The organism is Leptospira gomenensis, from assembly GCF_004770155.1.
In the GTDB taxonomy this organism is placed as follows: domain Bacteria; phylum Spirochaetota; class Leptospiria; order Leptospirales; family Leptospiraceae; genus Leptospira; species Leptospira gomenensis.
The window spans coordinates 218,071-238,313 of record NZ_RQFA01000014.1 but is presented as its reverse complement, the minus strand read 5'-3'; the positions used below and the strand labels follow the sequence as shown (position 1 = coordinate 238,313).

Below are 20,243 nucleotides of genomic sequence, written 5' to 3'. Positions count from 1 at the left end.
AAGAGATGGTGAATATGATCGTCGCACAGAGGGCCTATGAATCCAATTCGAAAGCCATTCAAACTTCGGACAACATGTTATCGACCGCCATATCTCTTAAGAGATAAGAATTTTATAAATTTCTTATGAACTTAATTCGCCTAACTGTACTGCTAACGGTCGCAGTCTCCTTTCTCTGGGGGAGAGGTTCATCGGGAATTTACCTTAAAGGTAAGGCGATCGTGGAGACCGAGGAAGTTTATCTTTCCTCCGTGGCGCGTATTCCGGAAGGATACGAGGATCGTATTCTGCTCAAGAATCCGAAAAAGCCGACGTACGTAGGCGCGAGAGAAATCGCCGAAGTATATCGGGACCTCGACCCTATCGTTACAGGGAAAGAAACTTTGGTGCTTCCGCTCAATCATACCTTGGATCCTTCGGAAATTACGAGTTCCCTTTCCGAGGAAATTTCCAAAAGGCATCCTCAAGAGAAATTTCGCCTAACGTATATCTCGGGAGAAACGAAGGTTCCCCGCGAAGGCGTGGAATTGCGCTGGGCAAATTTGGCGTCGCGTCTCCATCCCGGTCAGTTGATGGCTTCTTTGGAGATATATTTTCAAAATCAGAAAATACATACTCTGCGAATCCGCTTTCAGGTTGAACAGAAAATCCTCGTTCAAAAGGCCTCCCGTATTCTGGAAAAGGGAAGCAAAATCTCGGAAAACGATTTCAGGGAAGAGGAGATTCTCAGCCCCGAAGAGATTTTGGATTCACCCGGAAAAGAACTGATAGGTTCCACTTTACTCAAGGAAATGCGCGAAGGAGAGGTTTTCCGAAAAAAACACGTACGTAAGATCCAGGACGTACAAAGAGGAGGTGAAATCCTGATGATCTATCACAAAGGAAGTCTCGTCCTCAAAACCAAGGTGAAAGCGCTCAGTTCCGGAAATATCGGCGACGAGGTCCAAGTAACGAATCATTCCCGGGAAGGACAAATGCGTGCAAAGGTCGTCGATAAAAACACGGTGGTTACCGAATGAGACTAATCGATTTCGTTATCTATAATATTCGAAAGTTCTTAAGGATGAATGCACGTTTTTATTTTTCCGTATTCTTGACCGTTGCCTTCAACACACAGGAATTTTCTCTAAAGGCTCAGGACGGCTCCCTCTGGACAGAAAAAAACCCCTATTCCGTGCGACAAAATATAAAAGTAGGCTCGGCGATTTACGTAAAAATTCGCAACGGTTTGCAGGCGGAATTCGAGTTGGAGTCCAACGCCGACGAAACCCTCACTCTTAAGTCGATGCCCGATAAAAAAATCGTGCCGGACATGCCTTCGTATAACAGCGATCGTACGATTACGCGTAAAAATAAGGGAAAGATAAAATCCGCCGGTAAAATAAGGGGGAATCTTACGGCTTTGGTAACGGGAGTCGATCCGAACACCGGTTTGTTGATCATACAAGGAAATAAAAGCAGCCTTATCAACGGGGAGGAGAATAGCCTAACCCTAATCGGAAACGTCGCCCACGAATTCGTGGAAAAGGATTTTTCCTTGGACGCGGATAAGATCGCCAATCTGCGCGTCACCTACAACGGAAAAATCAATCCTAAGGAAGTCGTTCCTCCTATCGCGCTAAAAACTGTGACGAATCCCGACGGATCGGTGACGATAAAGGCCGAACTCTCCGAAGAGGAAAAACAAAGGTTGATACTGGGTCAGCTCAATCGACTTTTGGGAGAATCACAATGAAATTAAAATATTCCATATTTTATATATTCTATTTTTTGACTCTAACTCGGAATTTCGCCGCGGAATTGAGACTCAAGGACGTGGCACGCATCGAAGGGATTCGAGAAAATCAAATCACCGGGTACGGAATCGTGGTCGGTCTTCCCGGAACGGGAGACGGCAAAACTCCGTTTACTTCCGAAAGTATGAAAAACTATCTAAAAAATCTGGGAGTGGATGCGAATCTAAAACCGGATCAAACCAGAAACATCGCCTCGGTTTTGATCACCGCGACTATTCCGACCTACGCGCGTAAGGGGGACAAACTCAACGTAACCGTTTCTTCGATAGGAGACGCCAAGTCTTTGGAAGGAGGTGTACTTTTGCAGTCGCCTTTGAAAACGGCGGGAGATAAAACCTTTGCGGTCGCTTCCGGTGTGATTTCTTTCGGAGGTAGACAGGAGCAGGAACGGGGAAGCGGAGGACGTGGAAATAAAAAGACCGTGGGAATAGTTCACGGAGGCGCGATCGTCGAACAGGAGTTGGATCAGAATTTTTATTCTTCCGAACGCGTTCAGATCCAATTGGAAGGTCAGGACTTCACCACTTTGAACGCGGTTGTATCGCAGATCAGATCTATCCTTCCGGGTAAACACGGAATCGCTCCCGAGTCGGTGATTCCCGTTTCTCCGACCGAGATCAATATCGTTCTCGGAAAAACGTTCGAGAATAAATCGGACGCATTATTGAATTTGTTAAGCGACATTGAGAACCTGACCGTCGAAACCCAGACAAGACCCAAGGTCGTCATCAATGAAAGGACCGGGGTCATCGTGATGGGAGGAAACATCACGATCGAAGAAGTGGCCGTATCCCGTTCCGGTTTAAATCTTTCCGTGACCGACAAAAACAGAAAAAGGAGTTGGTTGGGCAAGGATCAGGAGCCGACGAAAAGTTCCTTCGTAATAGAAGAAGCGACGAGCGTCGGCGACGTCGTGGAGGCGTTGAATAAAGTAGGGGCGTCCACGAAAGATATCATCGCTATTTTGGAAGCTCTTAAAAAATCCGGCGCGTTACACGCCGAGTTGGAGATACAATGAGAATCGATTCCATCCAGGATTATACCAATAAACTGAACCTGACCGACAAACCGGAGGTTAGAAGTCTTCTCAATGTGGAAAAGGAAAGTAAGGCCAATCGGGCGGCGTCTTTTCCCGAAACGTTGCGTCAGGAATTCAACGAAAAACTTTCAGGTAAGATCAGCTCTTCGGAAATCCGTCTTCCGCATAACATTAAAGAAGAAATACAAACCGATCCGTATCGTAAGAAATTATATTCTGCATCGGTGGAATTCGAATCGCTTTTCGTAAAGATGATGTTGTCCGAAATGAAAAAGACGGTACAAAAATCAGGCCTCATCGACGGCGGACACGCTGAGGAAATTTTCGAAGACATGTTATACGACGAATACTCGAAAAATTTATCCTCCAATTCGTCGCTGGGTCTCGCGGAACAGATCTATCAATCCCTTTCCTCCAACCTGGCTCCTGTTTCCAAAAATCGGAAAACGGATCAAAAAGCCTAATCTTTGTTAGGCGATTAGATCGGAGAATTTGATCGTATCGAGGTCGTGTTGAAGTTTTTCTTCCGTTCTTTCGACTTTGATCCGGACCGCCTCCGCAAACAACTTCAAACCCTCGTCTCCGGTCAATAACGGCTCAGGGATTTTCCTGTATACGTCCCCGAGACTGAGATCGCCGGGCGCAACGATCGGAACGAAAGAATTTTTTCCGGTTTCGGATAACAATTCCAACTCGCATAACTTCTTGGTCAAAATCGGAATTTCCTCCTCCTTTAAAAGCGAAACGCGTGCGAGTTCATACGAGGAGGAAGGAATCTTTTTCTCTTTTTGAATCCGATAGGCCGTTTTTAGAACAGCGATCAACTTTCTGAATTCGTTGCTCGGAGAAGAATGGATTTCGTCCAAAGAGTGGAGCGGAGCCAGGTAACGCTCCCGATACTGTAGGGATGCGGTGATCTCCGCTCCGAATAATACTATTAAGGAAAGTGAATATACGCCCAAAAGGAAAATCGGGACGGCGGCTAACGCCTTGTAGATGATCATAGTCGTTTCACTGAAGGAGGAAAGATAGACCTGAAACGCCCACAGAAATACGAGAAAAATCACGCCGGTTACTACGGCTCCTACCGCGGACGCTTTTAGAGGAACCTTCGTGTTCGGGATCAGGGAATACAAACTCAGAAAAAAAAGCCAAATTCCCGAAAGCGGAAATAATATTCGTAAAAACGAATATACAGAAAATACGCTGTCACCTCCGGTGATCACGGTCGTTGCGAACTTCTGGTCCTTGGACTCTGTGACGCTGATGGTCTTGTAATCTCCGACGTTGAGCATCCTCAATTTTCCGTTCTCTTTTCTTTCCAGAAGAAGATTCGCCCATAATTTGCCGTTCAGCGGCGTGTAAAACGGATTCCAATGATCACCCTCGTCCGTCGAAATCAGTATATTTCCTATACTATCCATCAAAAAAAGTTCCATCGTATCCTCCGATGCCGCAAACGACCAGATGCGGATGAAGTTGTAACGTTTATGACTCAAATCGAGCCAGCTGTTACCGCCGTCGCGCGAACGGTAGAGAACGCCCCTTTCTCCGGCTAAAAACAGATCGCCGTTTTCGGAACGGTGAATGTCGTGAAATTCCAAATGAGTCAACCGATTCGGATAGAAACTGAATCCTCCGTCGTTACTCGTCCAGACGGTTCCCGATTGATCCGCGATGTATCCGTTGTGCGCGTCCGGAAAATAAACACGGGACGCGTTCATCTTCAATCTGTCCTTGAAGATAGGTTTAAATGAGATTCCTTCGGGTATATAATGAAGGACTTCACCGTTTTTGAATATTATAAAAATATTATTCGAATTTACTACTTCGATGTCTTTTAGTTCCGTTCCCTCCAGGGAAGTGAGATTCCAAACCGAGGACTCCACCGGTTTTACAAGTAGAATTCCTCTCGAGGAAATCGCGTAGATCAATTCTTCCCGGATTCTGATTTTGACGAAATCGGCGTTTTCGACGTCGGGTTTTTTGCAGAAATCGAGTCGTCCGCCGAGATTATCCAGACATTTCATATTCTCGAAGTCGATCTCGTCCTCTCGGATCGAATATTCCCTTTTGAGGGAAGCGTCCATTCTAAAAAGGGTTCCGTTTTCCCCCGCGACCCAGATTTTGCCCGAGCCGTCCCGTTCCATCGACAAATAGTGCGGTGGCCGGAAAAAATCTATGAGCTTCTGCGCGACACCTTCGCCGATGACGAACAACAAAGGGCCGATCGCGAGGACGAAAAAATAGAATACGAGTTTTTGAAAAAGCGATCTGCTGGATCGTATCTTCCAAATTCCGTTGAATGCGTTCTCCAAAGATCGTAATACCGCCGTAGCCGAAAATACGAGTATCACGAAACCGATCGCTCCGATTTGTGTCGCCGTATCGATGAGATCTCCGATGGTTTCCAGATACGTGTTTATATCCGCGTTGATGTTGCTTTGAAGTATGAACGTGTTGATCGTATCGAAGATCTCTTCCTTTCTGTTTTCCAATCCGGAAGTGATCGTAATGAGGGACAACGCGACGGTCAACATCGGAATGAGGGAAACGATCGTCGTATAAGAAATTCCGGAAGCCTGCATCAGACAATCGTCCTTTACGAAACGATATGCGGAACCGACGATGATTCGTACGAACAATACGAAAATTCTTAATATCCCTTTTTCGGGAATTTTATCCGAGTCGGTAAGCCAGCCCGGTTTTAGTAAATGCAACATCCTTATTCCGCCTTAAAGCTGTATACGACCATCGAAGAAGTCAAAGGTCTGTTTTTTTTTCTGAGTTTACTTTTCCAGTGATAGAACGCGATCCGGAACCATTTGCGGTATTCCGTCCAGGATCGAAAACTTCCTCTGGATTTGAGTAGTTTCGCCAAAAGAGGAAAGTCCACTCCGGGATACGTGATATGATCCGTAAAACCGGACCGATCAAGAATTTTTTTCAGATTGGATTCGGAATAATAATAAAAATGCCCGGGAAGATAATAGTGATACGACGCACCCGCTTTGATCGCCTGCCATCCTTCGAAGTTGGCAGTTTGAATCAGAAGTAGTCCGCCCGGTTTTAGAATTCGGTTTAGTTTTTGGAACACGAGTTTCGGTTCGGATAAATGTTCGATCACTTCTACGAGAGTGACTACGTCGAAGAAATTTTCGGGCAAGTCCGCGTCCAAAAATTCTCCGGTATAAATCCGCACGCCGCGTTCGGACGCGACCTTCGCCGAATACGCGGATATCTCGACCCCGGTCACGCGAAAACCGGCTTCCCGCGCGCAGTTAAGAAATCCCCCGAACGAACAACCCACGTCCAAAAATTCTCCTCGGGATTTAAACCGTTTTATGTTTTCGATTCTCGCCCGCCAAACGTAACGGTCGTAGGTTTCTGTGTTTCGTTCGTCTCTATAAGAGAAATCCGCCTCTCCGGTATAGTATTCCTCCGTATACAATTTGTCAGGGGAAGGTCGCGGGTATTGGGTTTGAAAGCCGCAGGAACTACATTCATAAATTGGAATATTATATCGATTGAATGTGGAGTGATACAGGAATTTCCAGCCCTTGGTTTCGCAGCAGGGACAGTCCTCGTTTAGAGTTTCGCCAGAAAGATCCAATGACAAATCCTTTCCTCCAATTTGCCGAGGGGAGTGCGTTCCGTGTATCCGAATTCGACGCGGGAGAAGCCGGACAACGTTTCCCGCAACTCTTCGAGGGAATAAAACCTCGAATAGGCGCCTTTGAGATCCGGTGTGCCGATTTCGGTTCCCTGCGCTCGAAGGTGAGTGTCGCCGACCGCGCGGACCGATCCGGCCAGATATCCTCCCTGTTTGAGGATTCTTCTTTTTTCATCTAACAAGGCTTTGGCGGAATCGGCCGTATTGTAGTGTAACACCCCCCAACTCACTACTACGTCGAAAAAACGATTCTCGAAAGGAAGGGGAGGTGCGCCGGTCACGACCGCGTTCACGTAGGGGTATTCTTGTCTTACGGTTTGTACCGAGTTTTCCGTGTAGTCGGCCGCGTGTACTTGATAACCGAATTCGTTTAACAAAACGCAATGTCTGCCGGATCCGGTTCCGAAATCGAGGGCGTTGGGACGTTGGGTTCGGTTCTGGTTTTCCGAAAGGATTTTGGACAACATGCGCACTAGATTTTCGTCCGGATAGGTCAACTTGGATCGGTTCCTGGTATAGTGGACGTTCCAAGCCTCCCGGGAGGATTCAGAGGGATTCAAATTCGCTTTCCAACCTTTTCAGAACGGATCGTTTCCATTCTTCGGGCGTTTGATCGTTTGCCGCCGGGCCGAGGATTCCGACGCTACGGACTCGCGCAGAGTTTCCTTCCGAGACGCGTAGAACTTCGCCGAGCTCTTTCCGTTTATTGTCGAATAAAAGTTTTTCCTTTCCGTCTGTTTGAAATTCCGCATAACGTGTCAGCTTGGATTTTCCGCGGGGCGGAGCCGAAAAGAAAATCCCTCCGAACTTTTTCGGCACGGAAACGTAATTTTTAAACGGAAGGACCGTGTCGCCTACGAGCAGTTTTACGAGGTTTTCGAAATAATCGGAACCGAAATATTCCGGGAGAAGATAGTCGGCTAAAAATTCCCCTCCCACTTCGGGTGCGGCCTCGATCAGATAAATTTCTCCTTGCGGGGTGATGCGGAATTCCGCGACGAAAGGACATTGATTCATACGAGCTGCCGCCGTAATCGCGCGACAATTAAGAAGGATTTCTCCGACGAGCTCTCGGTTTTGAAACGGCAATGTGTGTGCGGTTTCCAAATAGGGATCGTAAGAAGTCACGTCCTTGTGGGAGATCGAAGCTGGAAAAAAATTTCCGTTCTGCACGAGACCACATACCGTGATTTCGAAACCGGGCACGTATTCTTCGGCGATCCATTCCTCCCGTTCGGGGAGGGAAGTTTTTCGTCCGGTGTTTCCAGTTTTTACGCGGGCGTTTTTTTTTCGCGTCTTTAGGAAGAGTTCCCATTCTTCCTGTTCGTGAAACGTTCTGATTCCTTCCTTAGCGCTGCCGCCGGAGGGTTTGTATACGAAGGGAAACTGGTTTTTGGAAATTCCCGCCTTGGGATCGTATCCTTGCGGCACGAGAATTCCCGCATCCGAAGCGGCTTTTTTTAGCAGATTTTTATCGGAGCAGATTTCCACCGAGGCAAGAGGCGCATAACGCAGCTTCAGCTTATCGGCGATATACGAAGCGGTGTACGTCGCCTTTCCGTAGGAACGTGTTCCGATTCCGACTATCGTTCCCTGCATGGGAATTTCGGAAAGGATCTTTAGAATTTTACGATATTCGGTTACGGATTCCATGATACGCAGAGAGGCGAGCGCGAGTCCGGGGGCCTTGTCGTTTTGATCCACCGCGATCACGGAATATCCCAAACGGATCGCCGCTTTGATCAAGGGCACTTGGTTGATTCCGGCTCCTATGGAAATAAAATACCCCGTTTGTTTCATTTCCTGAATATGTCTTCCCATACCTGGAAGAAAGTCAAAGGATTTTTAGAACGGAATCGGACGGGATACGATCCAAGGTTCCAAAACTTTTTTTCCGGGAACATATCCTCCTCGGATTCCGCACTTTCCGATCGGGCTGGAAATTAATTTTTGATCGGGAATCCAAGTCGTGTTCGTAGTTTTCGTGTTCCTCTTATTTCTACGACGCGAGCGATACCCGTCTTCGTTCGGACGAAGCCGGGAGAAACCGATTTTTCGTGGATCTAAAAAAGAGAAACGCTCGCAGTCGGGTACGAAACGCACCGTTCGAAGTCCGTCTCGAAACGAAGGTCACGGTGTTTAGATGATTCTTTCGTAGAGGATGCGGACGCCTCCCGCCTTTTCTCCCGTGGGACGGAGGTTTTGGGAAAAAAGGACGAGTTTGTCGTTTCCGTCGAGTTCGATGTTCGTTCTCCAGCCCCAACTGGTTTCGGGGGTTTCGCCGCCGTAGTGACCGGTAAACGACCAATCCTTTGCGCTCGGAGTTCCTACCGAAAAAAGGATTCCCGTTCCCATTCCGAAACTTTCGATCCAGGCGGACTCGTATCTTTTTTTGTCGATATGATATCCGTAGATCGCGATTCCTTCGAGAGGTTCTCCTCCGTAACTTCCTTTGTATTCGTGCAGAAGAAATCTTCCCCCTAAGATCGTACGGATCGTTCCGTAGATCGGGGATTCGTCGGCGATTTTGTTCTCTTCGAACATCATCTGCGCGACTCCTTTCCAGTTTCCCACTAGGGTTTCGAATTCCTTATGAACTCCTTCCCGTTTGCTTTGTTCGAATTTTGCCGTACTCATAAAGCGAAAGTGGAACTGCAAGTCGGAGAAAAATCAAGAGAATTTACGATTCCTATCGGACTTCGAATTCCACGACGACCTTTGCTTGGATCTTTCTTTCTCCGACCGAGATCGGCGAGGATTCTTCCGGTCTTCCCTTCATTTGATAGACTACGAGGGGGTTTACGGAGGAGTCGGATTCCACGATCTTCACCGCGTTTACTTCCTTTTTTCCCAGAGTATTGGCTAGAACCAATGCCTTGTCCTTGGCGTCTTGGTAGGCCGCGGTCAACGCTTCCTTTTCCTGTTGTGCCGTGGAATCGGATTTGAATTCGATCCCGCTTACCTGGTTGACTCCCAACTTTTGGATTTCCAAAAGAAGATCCTTATAAAGTTTGAGGTTTCTGAGTTTCAATAGGATTCCGGAAGAGGCGAGATACGGTCTTTGTTTTCCTTCCTCGAGATACTGTCTTTGTAACGTGTAATCCGTCGTGTAAATGTCCTTGGGAGAAATTTTAAATTCCTTGGAGAGGGATTGGATCACGTTAGCCGCTCTTTGCAGATTTTTTTCCTGCGCGGTTTTGGCGCTCGGATCTTCCACTTCTATGGCGAAGGTCATTTGTACGTAATCGGTTTCTACGAGTGCGGTTCCGTTGCCGGAGACCGAGATCGTTTGTTTGGATTCGGAGGAAATTCCCAAAACGGGAAACAAGAGGAGTAGGGTTGCAATTTTTGTTCGGATCATGTTTCGGAATGTTTTCGGACTTCTGCTTCCCTGAAAACAAAAAAAGGCGGTCGAGGAAATTCTCCCCGCCGCCTTTGCGTTTGGAAACGCGAACGTTCGGATGATTTACATCATTCCGCCCATTCCTCCCATGCCGCCGCCCATTCCCGCCATCGGGTTTGGAGCGTCTTTTTCCGGTTTATCGGTGATCGTCACCTCTGTGGTAAGGATCATCGAACCGATCGAAGCCGCGTTTTGAAGCGCGGAACGAACCACTTTCGCCGGGTCCACGACTCCTGCAACGACGAGGTCTTCCCAAACCATGGTAAGGGCGTTGAAACCTTCGTTTCCTTTTTTACCTTTCGCGTGTTCCACGATCACGGATCCTTCCAGACCTGCGTTGTTCGTGATCATACGAATCGGTTCCTCCAAAGAACGGAAGATGATTTTCGCACCAGTAGCCTCGTCCCCTTCGAGTTTTAAGGAAGATACCGCTTCTTGCGCTTTCAGAAGTGTGAGTCCCCCACCGGGAACGATTCCTTCTTCCACTGCCGCGCGTGTCGCAGAAAGAGCGTCTTCCACACGGGCTTTTTTCTCTTTCATTTCGACTTCGGTAGCGGCTCCTACGTGAATCACCGCGACACCACCCGCGAGTTTCGCCAGTCTTTCCTGGAGTTTTTCGCGGTCGTATTCGGAAGTAGTGTCTTCGATCTGTTTTTTGATCTGACCGATTCTTCCTTGGATGTCCTTGGTTTGACCTTTGCCTTCGATGATCGTGGTGTTTTCTTTGTCCACGGTCACCTTGTTCGCGCGGCCTAACATTTGGAGAGTGGTATTTTCGAGTTTCATTCCGAGGTCTTCGGAGATCACTTGTCCTCCGGTAAGAATCGCGATGTCTTCGAGCATCGCCTTTCTTCTATCGCCGAAACCGGGCGCCTTAACTGCGACGCAGGAAATGGTTTTACGGAGAGTGTTGACAACGATAGTCGCGAGCGCTTCTCCTTCCACTTCTTCGGAAATGATGACGAGAGGTTTTCCCGCTTGCGCCACTTTTTCAAGAACGTGGATCAGGTCCTTCATCGAGGAGATTTTTTTGTCGTAGATAAGGATGAACGGATCGTTCAAAGTCGCCGTCATGGACTCGGGGTCGGTCACCATATACGGAGAAATATATCCTCTGTCGAACTGCATCCCTTCCACGACGTCTAACGTCGTTTCGATGGACTTCGCTTCTTCCACGGTGATGACTCCGTCCTTACCGACTTTGTCCATCGCGTCCGCGATCAGATTTCCGATCGTCGTATCGTTGTTCGCGGAGATCGTCGCCACGTTGGCGATGTCTTTTTTGTTTTCGATCTTAACGGCTCTTTTTTGGATGCTTTCCACCGCGGCGGCCACCGCTTTGTCGATTCCTCGTTTGAGGGACATCGGATTCGCTCCGGCGGTTACGTTTTTCAGACCTTCGTTGATGATGGATTGCGCGAGAATCGTAGCGGTTGTGGTTCCGTCTCCGGCGACGTCGTTGGTCTTCGTGGAAACTTCCTTTACCATCTGCGCTCCCATGTTTTCCAGGGAATCTTCCAGTTCGATTTCTTTCGCAACGGTGACGCCGTCTTTAGTGATGGTGGGCGCTCCGAATTTTTTATCGATGACTACGTTACGACCTTTCGGGCCGAGGGTCACCTTTACGGCGTTGGCGAGTTTGTTTACGCCTTCGAGGAGTTTGCGTCTCGCCGCTTCGTTGTATTCTATTTCTTTAGCCATGATACTCTCCTAAATTATTTTTTAACGACGGCGAGAATGTCGCTCTCACGGATGATGAGGTATTCTTTGCCTTCGGATTTGATTTCTGTACCGGAATATTTACCGTAAAGAACGGTATCGCCGGCTTTCACTTCGAGAGGAACGAGTTTCCCGTCTTCGTATCTGCCGCTTCCTACTTCCACAACCTTACCTTCTTGCGGTTTTTCTTTCGCGGTATCAGGAACGAAAATGCTACCGATCTTTTCCTCGGCTTCTTGTCTTGGTTCTACGAGGACTCTGTCACCCAGAGGTTTAATCGATGCCATAGACTAACTCCTTGCAAATAATGTGTTTTAGCACTTAAAACGGAAGAGTGCTTACTTCGTTTTCCCATTAAAAAAATCCGGTTCCCAACAATCAAGCACTTTCGTGGGTAGAGTGCTAAAAATTTATCAGAGTAAAATTCGAATTCGAGGGGAAAACCCTTGGATTGGAGGAATCAAGCGGAGGATTTTAGCGAAAAAAGAATCCGGCGATGAAACGGAGAAAAAATTCAAACGAGGATTTCGTGTCGATTTTTGTGGATCGAAATTTCGAGATCCGTAAAATCCCGGGTTGGGGCGAATTGATTTCCGTCTAAGAAACGACAAAATCTTCGTTCGGGAGTGGGAATGTTTTCCAAAGAAAACTTGGTCCGAGTACGGGACCTCAATCAAAAGCCGGTTCGGGAAGAGGGGGCTTTCGTCTTGTATTGGATGTCCACAGCCCGCCGGCTTGCCTGGAATCATTCTTTGGATTATGCAATCCATGTTTCGAAAAAATATCAGAAAGAACTTCTAATCTACGAACCTTTGAAGATGGATTATCCATGGAGTTCGCCTCGGTTGCATCGTTTTCTTTTGGAAGGGATGGAAGCGAATGCGAAAGACGCGGAGAAACTCGGGTTCGTCTATCGCGCGTTCGTCGAAACGCCGGACAATCCGATCCAGGAGGTTTTGGGAAAAATCGCGGCAAACGCCTCGCTCGTAGTCACGGACGATTATCCCTGTTATATCGTACCGGATCTGTTGAAAGGGATTTCGGCAAAACTGGAATGTAAACTCCTTGCGGTGGATTCCAATTCCATCCTACCGCTTTCGCAATACGGGGAATCCGTTTCCGCCGCGAGAATTTTGAGGCCGAGGATCCACAGGTTGTTTCCGCTTTCTTGGCCGAACGTATCCTCTTCCAAACCGGAAAAACCGTATTCTCCGAAAGGAGAATCCTGGCTCGCAAAAAATCCGGATTCTCCCTTGTATACGGTACGCTGGTATTTTCCGGGACCGGACACGATCGAAAGTATATGCAAAAAAACGAATTTTCTTTGTCCGGAGGTTCTTCCCGTTTCCGAAAAAAAAGGGGGAAGGTCGGAAGGTCTTAAACTTCTGAAACGGTTCGTGAAACATGGATTAGGCGGATATGCGGAGAAAAGAAGCAGACCGCAGAGACCGGAGGATTCGTATTCCTCCTTTTTGTCCCCGTATCTTCACTTCGGACACATTTCCCAGGAGGAAACCGTCTGCGCAGCGTTGGATTGGAATCTGGAGGGAGGTTGGAATCCGGGAGTGATCGTTCCGGAGAACAAAAATAAACGGGAAGGTTATTTTCATCCGGACGAAAACGTGAATTCCTTTTTGGACGAACTCGTCACTTGGAGGGACGTCGGTTTTCTTGCGTTTTGGAACGAACCGTCCTTTCGAAAGGATTTGAACTCGCTTCCCGATTGGGTCCGAAAGAATTTGGATTATCACAGAAACGACGTGCGTCCGTATCTTTATACGAAGGAACAATTGGAGAACGCAAAAACGCACGACCCGGTTTGGAACGCGGCTCAAAAAGAACTCGTCCTTTCGGGAAGTATGCAGAATTATCTGCGGATGCTCTGGGGAAAAAAAGTGATCGAATGGACGAGCGATTACGAAACCGCGTTCGAGATCCTCGAGGATTTTAACAACAAATACGCGTATGACGGAAGGGATCCGAATTCGTATACGGGGATTTTGTGGTGTTTCGGTTTGTTTGATCGGCCTTGGTTTCCGGAGAGGAACGTGTTCGGAAACATACGTTATATGTCATCGGATTCGACCGCGAAAAAATTCAAGTTGCAGGAGTATTTCGATTATATCCGCGAACTGGAAACCGGAGAGACAGGTTTGTTTTGAATCTTTGCTTGCATTTTGCGTCCGCGGCGGTTAGGATCGGAGAAAAAGAGGAGGAACGGTTTATGACATCGGAAACCGCACCTAAGACGTATACCACTTTCAAGGAATTCTGGCCTTTTTATCTGGGGGAACACGCGCATCCCGTAAATCGTGCCCTTCATTTTATCGGAACGTCGTTTGCAATCGGATGGATTTTGACTGCGATCGTAAATCTAAATCCGTTTTATATTTTAGCGGCCTTGTTTTCCGGTTATTTTTTCGCGTGGATCGGTCATTTTTTCGTCGAGAAAAATCGCCCGGCTACGTTTACGTATCCATTCAAATCCTTTCTCGGAGACTGGGTGATGTATTTTTATATTCTCACCGGACAAATCGGTAAGGAATTGGAAAAGATCGGAAAAAAATAAATGGATTCGGTGGGGGAAGTTTCCCCCTCGCTTCAGACGCGTTGCGTCTTTCGCTACCCCCTCTCCGGGAAAATTCTGTTCGATTCCCAGCCCGGACCCTATCTTCCGATTTTAGAGAACATAAAAAACGATTCCGTAAAAGTTCGATTTTTTTGTCCGGTTTTTGGTCGGAATTCCGACGATTCGTCCGTGAAATGCTGCGGCCCCACCCTGAATTGGGTGGAGGAGGAGAGGTGGTGGGAAAAAGTCGGAGGATTTTTTCCTATCACAAAATCGTATAAAATGCAAGCCCGAAAATGCCTTGTAGGAATTCCGCTCGATGATCTGATCTACGGTGGGGCCGCCTGCTTTTGCCGAGGTTGGATCTACTACTGCGTTCGCCGAGCAACACGCCTGCTAAGTTTGTGGAAGGAAGTTAGAGGTTTCGTCTAACGTAATAAAAGAAATTAGAGTCGTTTAGAGGTAGATTCGCCTTCTTTGAGACCCGTGAATTCCAGGAAACGAAGTCGATCCTCCTGACTCGCTCTTTGGTTTTCGAAAAAATACAGTGATTGCCAAAGTTGGGATTTCGCCGCCTGCGCATTGTTCGTCTTTTCCCAGGGAGGATAAATTCTAAATCCTCTTTTTCCTTCTTTTTCGTTCGAGATGATTCTTTTTTCCGTAAGAATTTTTTTGTTAAAGATGAAAAATCCGATCCGATCGGATTTTTTCGTTTCGACGATTACAAGGTCGATCGGATCATTTTTATGATACGGGATCGTATTTCCGTTTTTGTCCCTTTTCCAAAGCGTGACGAACATGCCCTTTTTTTTGGGGGTGATTTTTCCCGTTCGAAATACGATCCTTTTTTCTTTCACTTGAATATGAGCGGCATTGTACTCGACGCTTTCTTCTTCCACTCGATAATCATCGATTTGTAAAGCGTAATTTCTCCAAAAGAGAGAATTGAGCTCGCGTAAATTCGGAGGAACTGCGTTCGAAATCGATCGTTTTTTCTTCATTCAATCGTCATCCTGATCGTTCTTGTCGCTTTGGAAATCAGAATCTTCTCGTTCTGACGCGAACGGCTATTCTGTCTTCGAGTCGTAATTCCGACGATTCGTCCGTGAAATGCTGCGGCCCCACCCTGAATTGGGTGGAGGAGGAGAGGTGGTGGGAAAAAGTCGGAGGATTTTTTCCTATCACAAAATCGTATAAAATGCAAGCCCGAAACCGCGTGTAGGAATTCCGCGGTAGGATGTCTGCTTTTGTGGATGTAGGATCTCCTGCTTTTCGCAGGAGAGTCACTCGCTCTCGCTCCGCGGTAGGATGTCCGCTTTTGTGGATGTAGGATCTCCTGCTTTTCGCAGGAGAGTCATTCGCTTTCGCTCCGCGGTAGGATGTCCGCTTTTGTGGATGTAGGATCTCCTGCTTTTCGCAGGAGAGTCACTCGCTTTCGCTCCGCGGTAGGATGTCCGCTTTTGTGGATGTAGGATCTCCTGCTTTTCGCAGGAGAGTCAATCGCTTTCGCTCCGCGGTAGGATATCTGCTTTTGTGGATGTAGGATCTCCTGCTTTTCGCAGGAGAGTCACTCGCTCTCGCTCGGCGTCGGGATGTCCGCTTTTGTGGATGTAGGATCTCCTGCTTTTCGCAGGAGAGTCACTCGCTCTCGCTCCGCGGCTCGTGACAGTTTCGCTCCCTATGGGTCGCTCAACTCCACATGACCTCGTAAACTTGGAGCGGTTCTTCCTTACCTTTCACCTTGACGCGAGGCATTCTGTTGAGAGTGTATTTGCCGCCTAACAGCTCCATGGTGTCTTTAGAAATCAAAAACGATTTTTTTAAAACCTTACAAAGAGATTCGATCCGAGAAGCGGTATTCACGGCGTCTCCGATAACGGTATATTCCCGATGAAGTTCGTTGCCGATGTTTCCAGCGAAGACCTCTCCGGTATGAATTCCAATACCGATACTGATCGGAATTTTCCCCTCGGATTTTCTCTGAAAATTCCATTCGGAAAGACGTTTTTGCATGATAACACCGCAGCCTACCGCGTTTCTCGCGTCCACTTCCGCGGAAGGCGACGGATGAGGGGTTCCGAACGTCGCCATCACAGCGTCCCCGATGTATTTGTCCAAGGTCCCGTTGTTTTCAAAAACGCACTCCATCATAATATTACGGAATTCTGATAGAAGTTCGCTCAAATCCTTCGGATCCATATTTTCGGACATGGAGGTGAAATTTCGAATATCCAAAAAAAGAATACTCACAATCTGACGATTTCCGCTCTGCAGCGACTTCGGATTGTCCATCATCTCGTTCACTATTTTCGGGGAAAAATAACGGGAGAGTTCCGTCTTTTGTCCTTCGGCGATTCCGATTCTGCGGACCATCGAAACGGTTCTGTAAATTCCCATCGAAATCACCGCGGAAAAACAAAAAAACAAACCGGGTTTGCCGGTGACGATATCCTCCAACAAAACGGCCGGTCCGCTTACGTATTCTCCCCAATGGGACGCGAAGCTGAGGTTCCCGTATTGCAAGGCGATCCAAAAAATCGTAAAGTAGATCGTGTAGAAACTGAAAAGACCGATGTAAACAAAACGAATTCTGAATTGAAGCAGGGAATAGATGATGGGGAACAGAAAAAAAAGATTGATCGGATTTTTTAGGGTGAACCCCAGATCAACATTCGGAGTGGCAAAGGTATAATACAACAGTATCAGAAGAATCAAAACGTATTCGGCGAACAGAGTCAGATAATTAAAGAAGGAAATCACCGAAGTCGGGCAAGTCCGAATCACGACCGTGTGTGTCACCGTCAAAAGAACGTAAACGCTAAGAGCGATGAGATTCGTCGTTTTACTGCCGGCTTCTAAGTTGGCGATCACCTGAATCGCGAAAAAAAAAGAGATCAGATAACGGAAGTAGTTGGTGATTACGATTCCATGCCGCTCTTCCGCGTTCAGCACTTCTAAAACGGATTCGGGCATCGACTTACGATCCAGAATCCCAAGCGCATTTTTGATCGATTGAAATGGATTCACAAAGTTCAAGATAGAAATTTCCGGTTTCGAGATCAATCCATTCCGAAGAGAGTCGCCGCTTTTGAAAAAAAAATTCTTTCGTAAAATCAAGTGCGGACGAACCTTTCCGGAAAGTTTCGAAAGAGGGATGAGGGAAATGAGTCATAAAGCAGCTTTGATCGTCGGGGCGAGCGGTCTGATCGGAAGGTATTTGGTCGAAGAGGCTCTTGCTTCCGGAAATTATTCCGAGGTTTACGCGCTCGTTCGCAGAAAGGGCGTCGTCCCGGGTGCGAAAGAAATCGTTCGTGATTTCGAAACGTTGACCGGTTCCGATCTACCTTCCGGTATTACGGACGTTTTTTGTTCCCTAGGAACGACCATTTCTAAAGCGGGAAATCGGGAGAATTTCAAACGTGTGGATCACGATTTCGTTTTAAAAACGGCACAACTCGCCAAGGAAAAAGGCGCTTCTTCCTTTCTACTCGTGAGCGCACTCGGAGCCGATCCGAAGTCGTTCGTATTCTACAATCGAATCAAAGGTGAAACGGAGCGGGATCTGGAAACGATCGGATTTTCGTTCTTAGGAATTTTCCGACCTTCTTTGTTGGAAGGAGAACGTGAGGAATTCAGAGCCGGGGAAACCGCAGGCCATCTTTTGGCGAAGCTGATCAATCCGTTTCTACTCGGAGGAATCCGCAAATACAGATCCATTCACGGAAGAACCGTGGCCAAGGCCATGTTGCGGATCGCGGAAAAAAATCCATCCGGAGTGCGCGTCCTCGAATCGGACCGGATCGAATCCATAGGAGCGAACTAAAAAAAGAAACCGATAAGCGAAAGAGGAATTCTTCGGCTTATCGGCGCTTCGTTTTACGCTAACGCGGGAACTCCCCTTCGATTTTCTATTTCGATCGTGTTCGCCGCGAGGATCGATTTCGATTCCGCGTTGTATTCCCTGGCGAGACGTTCCCGTTTGTCCTTGGCGTCCGCCTTGAGTCGGGAAGCTCCGCGTTCCAAAAGTAGGCCGATTAAAACGCGTGCCGTGGATTGAACCACTTCAAAAGCGACTTCGTCCCGCAGCAAAGAATTTTCGATCGCGGAATACGATTCCACGATTTTCTCCAGTGATTCCTTGTTCTCCAAAAGCTGGGTCGAAGGCGCAAAACGGGACAACTCTTCGTCGAAATATTGACGGAGGTGCCCTTTGGCGGACATCCCGGATACGATTCCTCCGATCGCCGCTACCACCTGAAGTTGGGTGGTTCCTTCGTAGATGTTCGTGATTCGAACGTCCCTGTAAATCCGAGAGATGTCGTAGTCGTATGTGAAACCGGCGCCCCCGTGGATCTGCAAACCGTCGTAGGCGATCTTATTTGCAAGTTCCGTAATATAATATTTCGATAATGGAGTAAAGAGGTTTGCCAGCTTTTCCCATTTTTTCACGCCTTCGTCCTTTTTGATTTCCCGGTCGTCGATTCCTTCCTCTTTCATTCGTTCGGATTTCCAATGATACAAATCGATCGAACGAGACGCCTCGAACAAAACGGCGCGCATTCCGGCGATCTCACGGTCCATAGAGGACAACATCTTTTTTACCGCCGGGATGTTCTGGATGGTTTTGCCGAATTGTTCGCGTTCGGAAGCGTATTTTTTCGCTTCGGTATAAGCCGCAGTCGCGATTCCCATCGCCTGAGCCGCGATCGACAGACGGGCTCCGTTCATCATCGCCATGGAATAACGCACCAAACCGTATCCTTCTTCTCCGATCAGAATTCCGGGAGTGTTTTCGTAGACGACTTCGCAGGTCGGAGAGCAGTGTAATCCCATCTTTTTTTCGATTCCGGCGATGAATACGTCCTCGCTTTTCACCAGAAAAAAGGAAAGCCCTCTCGCTCCGCTCGTAGGAGTTCCCGTCCTCGCGAGGGTCAAAATCACCGCGGGAATCTCTCCGAAACCGCATCCGTGTGTGATGAATCGTTTAGCGCCTGTTAGACGCCAGACCCCGTTTTCGTCCTTTACCGCTTTCGTTTGCAGATTGGGAAGATCGGATCCGTAATTGGGTTCGGTAAGGGCCATGGCTCCGAAAAGTTCTCCTTTCGCCATTTTCGGAACGTATTCGTCGATCATCTCCTTGGATCCGAAACGTTCGATCGTTTCCGCGAGATTGAGACATCCCAGTGCGATCGCAAAGGAGCCGTCCGCGCGGGAGAAAAGTTCCATCATCATCGTTTGTACGGTCGCCGGAATTCCCAATCCTCCGTGTTTTCTTCCGATGCTGTATGGCAGAATTCCTGCTTCCTTGACCTGGTTGATTCCTCGTTTCATGGTTTCGGGAAACGTCACCGTTCCGGAGGAATACTTTAAACCTTCCAGATCCATATCCTTTGCGAGTGGTGCGATCTGTTTACCGGCGATATCACCTCCGGACTCTAAAATCGATTTATAATATTCTAATGCGTCTTCGTAGGAGCCCGGGGCCATGGACAATTCTTCGTGTCCGTTTTTCTGATATTCCTTATGATCCCGGAAATCTCCCTCAAATCCGTCTATGATTTCCTTCCAATCCACGATGGATCGGAAATTTTCCAAAAGATCCTGGTTGTCCAAAAAGTAATTGTTCTCGATCATTTCGTTGTCCTTTGTGAACGTTTGTTCGAATTATTTTCGTTTCTAGGTCAGAAAGAATCCGATTTTCCGCGTTGGAAACAGAAATTCTTTCCTATCGAACGTCGTTTGGAAATTTCCGTCCGATCGTTTCACTCCGAAACGGGGAAAAACGGCGATCCAAACCTAAGACGAGGATTCGATTTTAAGACGATCGTGCGGGTTTTTCCACCTAAAATTTCCGAACTTTCCGTATATTTTAATTTTAGAATGTAGTTTTCAGCGGCAAAAAGAGGGAAGCGAAACAGTAAGAGAGAAAGTTAAACAGTAAGAGGGAAGTTAAAACTTGGGCCGTTGCTTCGAAACCGATTTTCATTCTTCTTGTGAGAGCGTTTTCGAATTCGATCGCAGCGAGAACACAAAAAAAAGCCACC

Annotated in this window: 19 protein-coding genes; 8 read left to right on the top strand and 11 right to left on the bottom strand. The window is 47.5% G+C overall.

Going from position 1 to position 20,243, the window contains the following annotated elements; all coding sequences use genetic code 11:
• From EHQ17_RS03405 to EHQ17_RS03385, 5 genes are all read left to right on the top strand, one after another.
• Positions 1 to 107, top strand: a 107-nt coding sequence (locus tag EHQ17_RS03405; protein WP_281276488.1) for a flagellar basal body rod C-terminal domain-containing protein, incomplete at its 5' end; no start/stop codon positions are given.
• Between the two features lie 18 nt (positions 108 to 125).
• Positions 126 to 1,019, top strand: coding sequence for a flagellar basal body P-ring formation chaperone FlgA (flgA, locus tag EHQ17_RS03400; protein WP_135595380.1), 894 nt, complete (start codon positions 126 to 128; stop codon positions 1,017 to 1,019).
• Positions 1,020 to 1,063: 44 nt separating this feature from the next.
• The gene (locus tag EHQ17_RS03395; protein ID WP_135595381.1) at positions 1,064 to 1,735 is read left to right on the top strand and encodes a flagellar basal body L-ring protein FlgH; all 672 of its coding nucleotides are present in this window, start codon (positions 1,064 to 1,066) and stop codon (positions 1,733 to 1,735) included.
• Positions 1,732 to 2,814 carry a flagellar basal body P-ring protein FlgI gene (locus EHQ17_RS03390; RefSeq protein WP_135595382.1) on the top strand — a complete coding sequence of 361 codons (1,083 nt, stop codon included), beginning with the start codon at positions 1,732 to 1,734 and terminating at the stop codon, positions 2,812 to 2,814. Before EHQ17_RS03395 ends, EHQ17_RS03390 begins: the two co-directional genes overlap by 4 nt.
• Positions 2,811 to 3,299 (top strand): rod-binding protein, encoded by a 489-nt coding sequence (locus tag EHQ17_RS03385; RefSeq protein ID WP_135595383.1) that lies wholly within the window; start codon positions 2,811 to 2,813, stop codon positions 3,297 to 3,299. The genes EHQ17_RS03390 and EHQ17_RS03385 overlap by 4 nt, the downstream gene beginning before the upstream one ends.
• 6 nt (positions 3,300 to 3,305) lie before the next feature.
• Here EHQ17_RS03385 and EHQ17_RS03380 read toward each other — a convergent pair whose 3' ends face one another.
• The 8 genes from EHQ17_RS03380 to groES all read right to left on the bottom strand — a co-directional run bounded on the left by EHQ17_RS03380 (position 3,306) and on the right by groES (position 11,917).
• Complete coding sequence (locus tag EHQ17_RS03380) at positions 3,306 to 5,558, bottom strand: YhjD/YihY/BrkB family envelope integrity protein (RefSeq protein WP_135595384.1); 2,253 nt, start codon at positions 5,556 to 5,558, stop codon at positions 3,306 to 3,308.
• A 2-nt stretch (positions 5,559 to 5,560) separates the two neighbouring features.
• Positions 5,561 to 6,448, bottom strand: a complete 888-nt coding sequence (locus EHQ17_RS03375) for a class I SAM-dependent methyltransferase (protein WP_135595385.1) — start codon at positions 6,446 to 6,448, stop codon at positions 5,561 to 5,563.
• Positions 6,424 to 7,068: a class I SAM-dependent methyltransferase gene (locus EHQ17_RS03370; RefSeq protein ID WP_167881159.1), complete on the bottom strand. Its 645-nt coding sequence runs from the start codon at positions 7,066 to 7,068 to the stop codon at positions 6,424 to 6,426. The genes EHQ17_RS03375 and EHQ17_RS03370 overlap by 25 nt, the downstream gene beginning before the upstream one ends.
• Positions 7,055 to 8,308, bottom strand: a complete 1,254-nt coding sequence (locus EHQ17_RS03365) for an ATP-grasp domain-containing protein (protein ID WP_135595386.1) — start codon at positions 8,306 to 8,308, stop codon at positions 7,055 to 7,057. The genes EHQ17_RS03370 and EHQ17_RS03365 overlap by 14 nt, the downstream gene beginning before the upstream one ends.
• A gap of 339 nt (positions 8,309 to 8,647) precedes the next feature.
• Positions 8,648 to 9,145, bottom strand: coding sequence for a DUF1579 domain-containing protein (locus EHQ17_RS03360; protein ID WP_135595387.1), 498 nt, complete (start codon positions 9,143 to 9,145; stop codon positions 8,648 to 8,650).
• Positions 9,146 to 9,197: 52 nt separating this feature from the next.
• On the bottom strand, positions 9,198 to 9,869 hold the full coding sequence (locus EHQ17_RS03355; protein ID WP_135595388.1) for an SIMPL domain-containing protein: 672 nt from the start codon (positions 9,867 to 9,869) through the stop codon (positions 9,198 to 9,200).
• A gap of 105 nt (positions 9,870 to 9,974) precedes the next feature.
• Positions 9,975 to 11,612 carry a chaperonin GroEL gene (gene groL / locus EHQ17_RS03350; protein WP_135595389.1) on the bottom strand — a complete coding sequence of 546 codons (1,638 nt, stop codon included), beginning with the start codon at positions 11,610 to 11,612 and terminating at the stop codon, positions 9,975 to 9,977.
• Positions 11,613 to 11,626: 14 nt separating this feature from the next.
• Positions 11,627 to 11,917: a co-chaperone GroES gene (gene groES / locus EHQ17_RS03345; protein WP_135595390.1), complete on the bottom strand. Its 291-nt coding sequence runs from the start codon at positions 11,915 to 11,917 to the stop codon at positions 11,627 to 11,629.
• Between the two features lie 345 nt (positions 11,918 to 12,262).
• Here groES and EHQ17_RS03340 point away from each other — a divergent pair, with 345 nt between their 5' ends.
• Complete coding sequence (locus tag EHQ17_RS03340) at positions 12,263 to 13,792, top strand: deoxyribodipyrimidine photolyase (protein WP_135595391.1); 1,530 nt, start codon at positions 12,263 to 12,265, stop codon at positions 13,790 to 13,792.
• A 62-nt stretch (positions 13,793 to 13,854) separates the two neighbouring features.
• Positions 13,855 to 14,199 (top strand): Mpo1-like protein, encoded by a 345-nt coding sequence (locus EHQ17_RS03335; protein ID WP_135595392.1) that lies wholly within the window; start codon positions 13,855 to 13,857, stop codon positions 14,197 to 14,199.
• Between the two features lie 446 nt (positions 14,200 to 14,645).
• Here EHQ17_RS03335 and EHQ17_RS03330 read toward each other — a convergent pair whose 3' ends face one another.
• Both EHQ17_RS03330 and EHQ17_RS03325 read right to left on the bottom strand, forming a co-directional pair.
• Complete coding sequence (locus tag EHQ17_RS03330) at positions 14,646 to 15,200, bottom strand: MepB family protein (RefSeq protein ID WP_135595393.1); 555 nt, start codon at positions 15,198 to 15,200, stop codon at positions 14,646 to 14,648.
• A 688-nt stretch (positions 15,201 to 15,888) separates the two neighbouring features.
• Positions 15,889 to 17,235, bottom strand: a complete 1,347-nt coding sequence (locus tag EHQ17_RS03325; RefSeq protein WP_246057354.1) for an adenylate/guanylate cyclase domain-containing protein — start codon at positions 17,233 to 17,235, stop codon at positions 15,889 to 15,891.
• Positions 17,236 to 17,362: 127 nt separating this feature from the next.
• Here EHQ17_RS03325 and EHQ17_RS03320 point away from each other — a divergent pair, with 127 nt between their 5' ends.
• Complete coding sequence (locus EHQ17_RS03320; protein ID WP_135595395.1) at positions 17,363 to 18,022, top strand: oxidoreductase; 660 nt, start codon at positions 17,363 to 17,365, stop codon at positions 18,020 to 18,022.
• A gap of 53 nt (positions 18,023 to 18,075) precedes the next feature.
• Here EHQ17_RS03320 and EHQ17_RS03315 read toward each other — a convergent pair whose 3' ends face one another.
• The gene (locus tag EHQ17_RS03315) at positions 18,076 to 19,833 is read right to left on the bottom strand and encodes an acyl-CoA dehydrogenase family protein (protein WP_135595396.1); all 1,758 of its coding nucleotides are present in this window, start codon (positions 19,831 to 19,833) and stop codon (positions 18,076 to 18,078) included.
• Positions 19,834 to 20,243 lie beyond the last annotated feature (410 nt).

Excerpts from the sequence above, each read along its gene's own strand:
- flgA (WP_135595380.1), top strand. The coding sequence starts at position 126 with ATGAACTTAATTCGCCTAACTGTACTGCTAACGGTCGCAGTCTCCTTT.
- EHQ17_RS03395 (WP_135595381.1), top strand. The coding sequence starts at position 1,064 with ATGAATGCACGTTTTTATTTTTCCGTATTCTTGACCGTTGCCTTCAAC.
- EHQ17_RS03390 (WP_135595382.1), top strand. The coding sequence starts at position 1,732 with ATGAAATTAAAATATTCCATATTTTATATATTCTATTTTTTGACTCTA.
- EHQ17_RS03385 (WP_135595383.1), top strand. The coding sequence starts at position 2,811 with ATGAGAATCGATTCCATCCAGGATTATACCAATAAACTGAACCTGACC.
- EHQ17_RS03380 (WP_135595384.1), bottom strand. The coding sequence starts at position 5,558 with ATGTTGCATTTACTAAAACCGGGCTGGCTTACCGACTCGGATAAAATT.
- EHQ17_RS03365 (WP_135595386.1), bottom strand. The coding sequence starts at position 8,308 with ATGAAACAAACGGGGTATTTTATTTCCATAGGAGCCGGAATCAACCAA.
- EHQ17_RS03360 (WP_135595387.1), bottom strand. The coding sequence starts at position 9,145 with ATGAGTACGGCAAAATTCGAACAAAGCAAACGGGAAGGAGTTCATAAG.
- EHQ17_RS03355 (WP_135595388.1), bottom strand. The coding sequence starts at position 9,869 with ATGATCCGAACAAAAATTGCAACCCTACTCCTCTTGTTTCCCGTTTTG.
- groL (WP_135595389.1), bottom strand. The coding sequence starts at position 11,612 with ATGGCTAAAGAAATAGAATACAACGAAGCGGCGAGACGCAAACTCCTC.
- groES (WP_135595390.1), bottom strand. The coding sequence starts at position 11,917 with ATGGCATCGATTAAACCTCTGGGTGACAGAGTCCTCGTAGAACCAAGA.
- EHQ17_RS03340 (WP_135595391.1), top strand. The coding sequence starts at position 12,263 with ATGTTTTCCAAAGAAAACTTGGTCCGAGTACGGGACCTCAATCAAAAG.
- EHQ17_RS03335 (WP_135595392.1), top strand. The coding sequence starts at position 13,855 with ATGACATCGGAAACCGCACCTAAGACGTATACCACTTTCAAGGAATTC.
- EHQ17_RS03330 (WP_135595393.1), bottom strand. The coding sequence starts at position 15,200 with ATGAAGAAAAAACGATCGATTTCGAACGCAGTTCCTCCGAATTTACGC.
- EHQ17_RS03320 (WP_135595395.1), top strand. The coding sequence starts at position 17,363 with ATGAGTCATAAAGCAGCTTTGATCGTCGGGGCGAGCGGTCTGATCGGA.
- EHQ17_RS03315 (WP_135595396.1), bottom strand. The coding sequence starts at position 19,833 with ATGATCGAGAACAATTACTTTTTGGACAACCAGGATCTTTTGGAAAAT.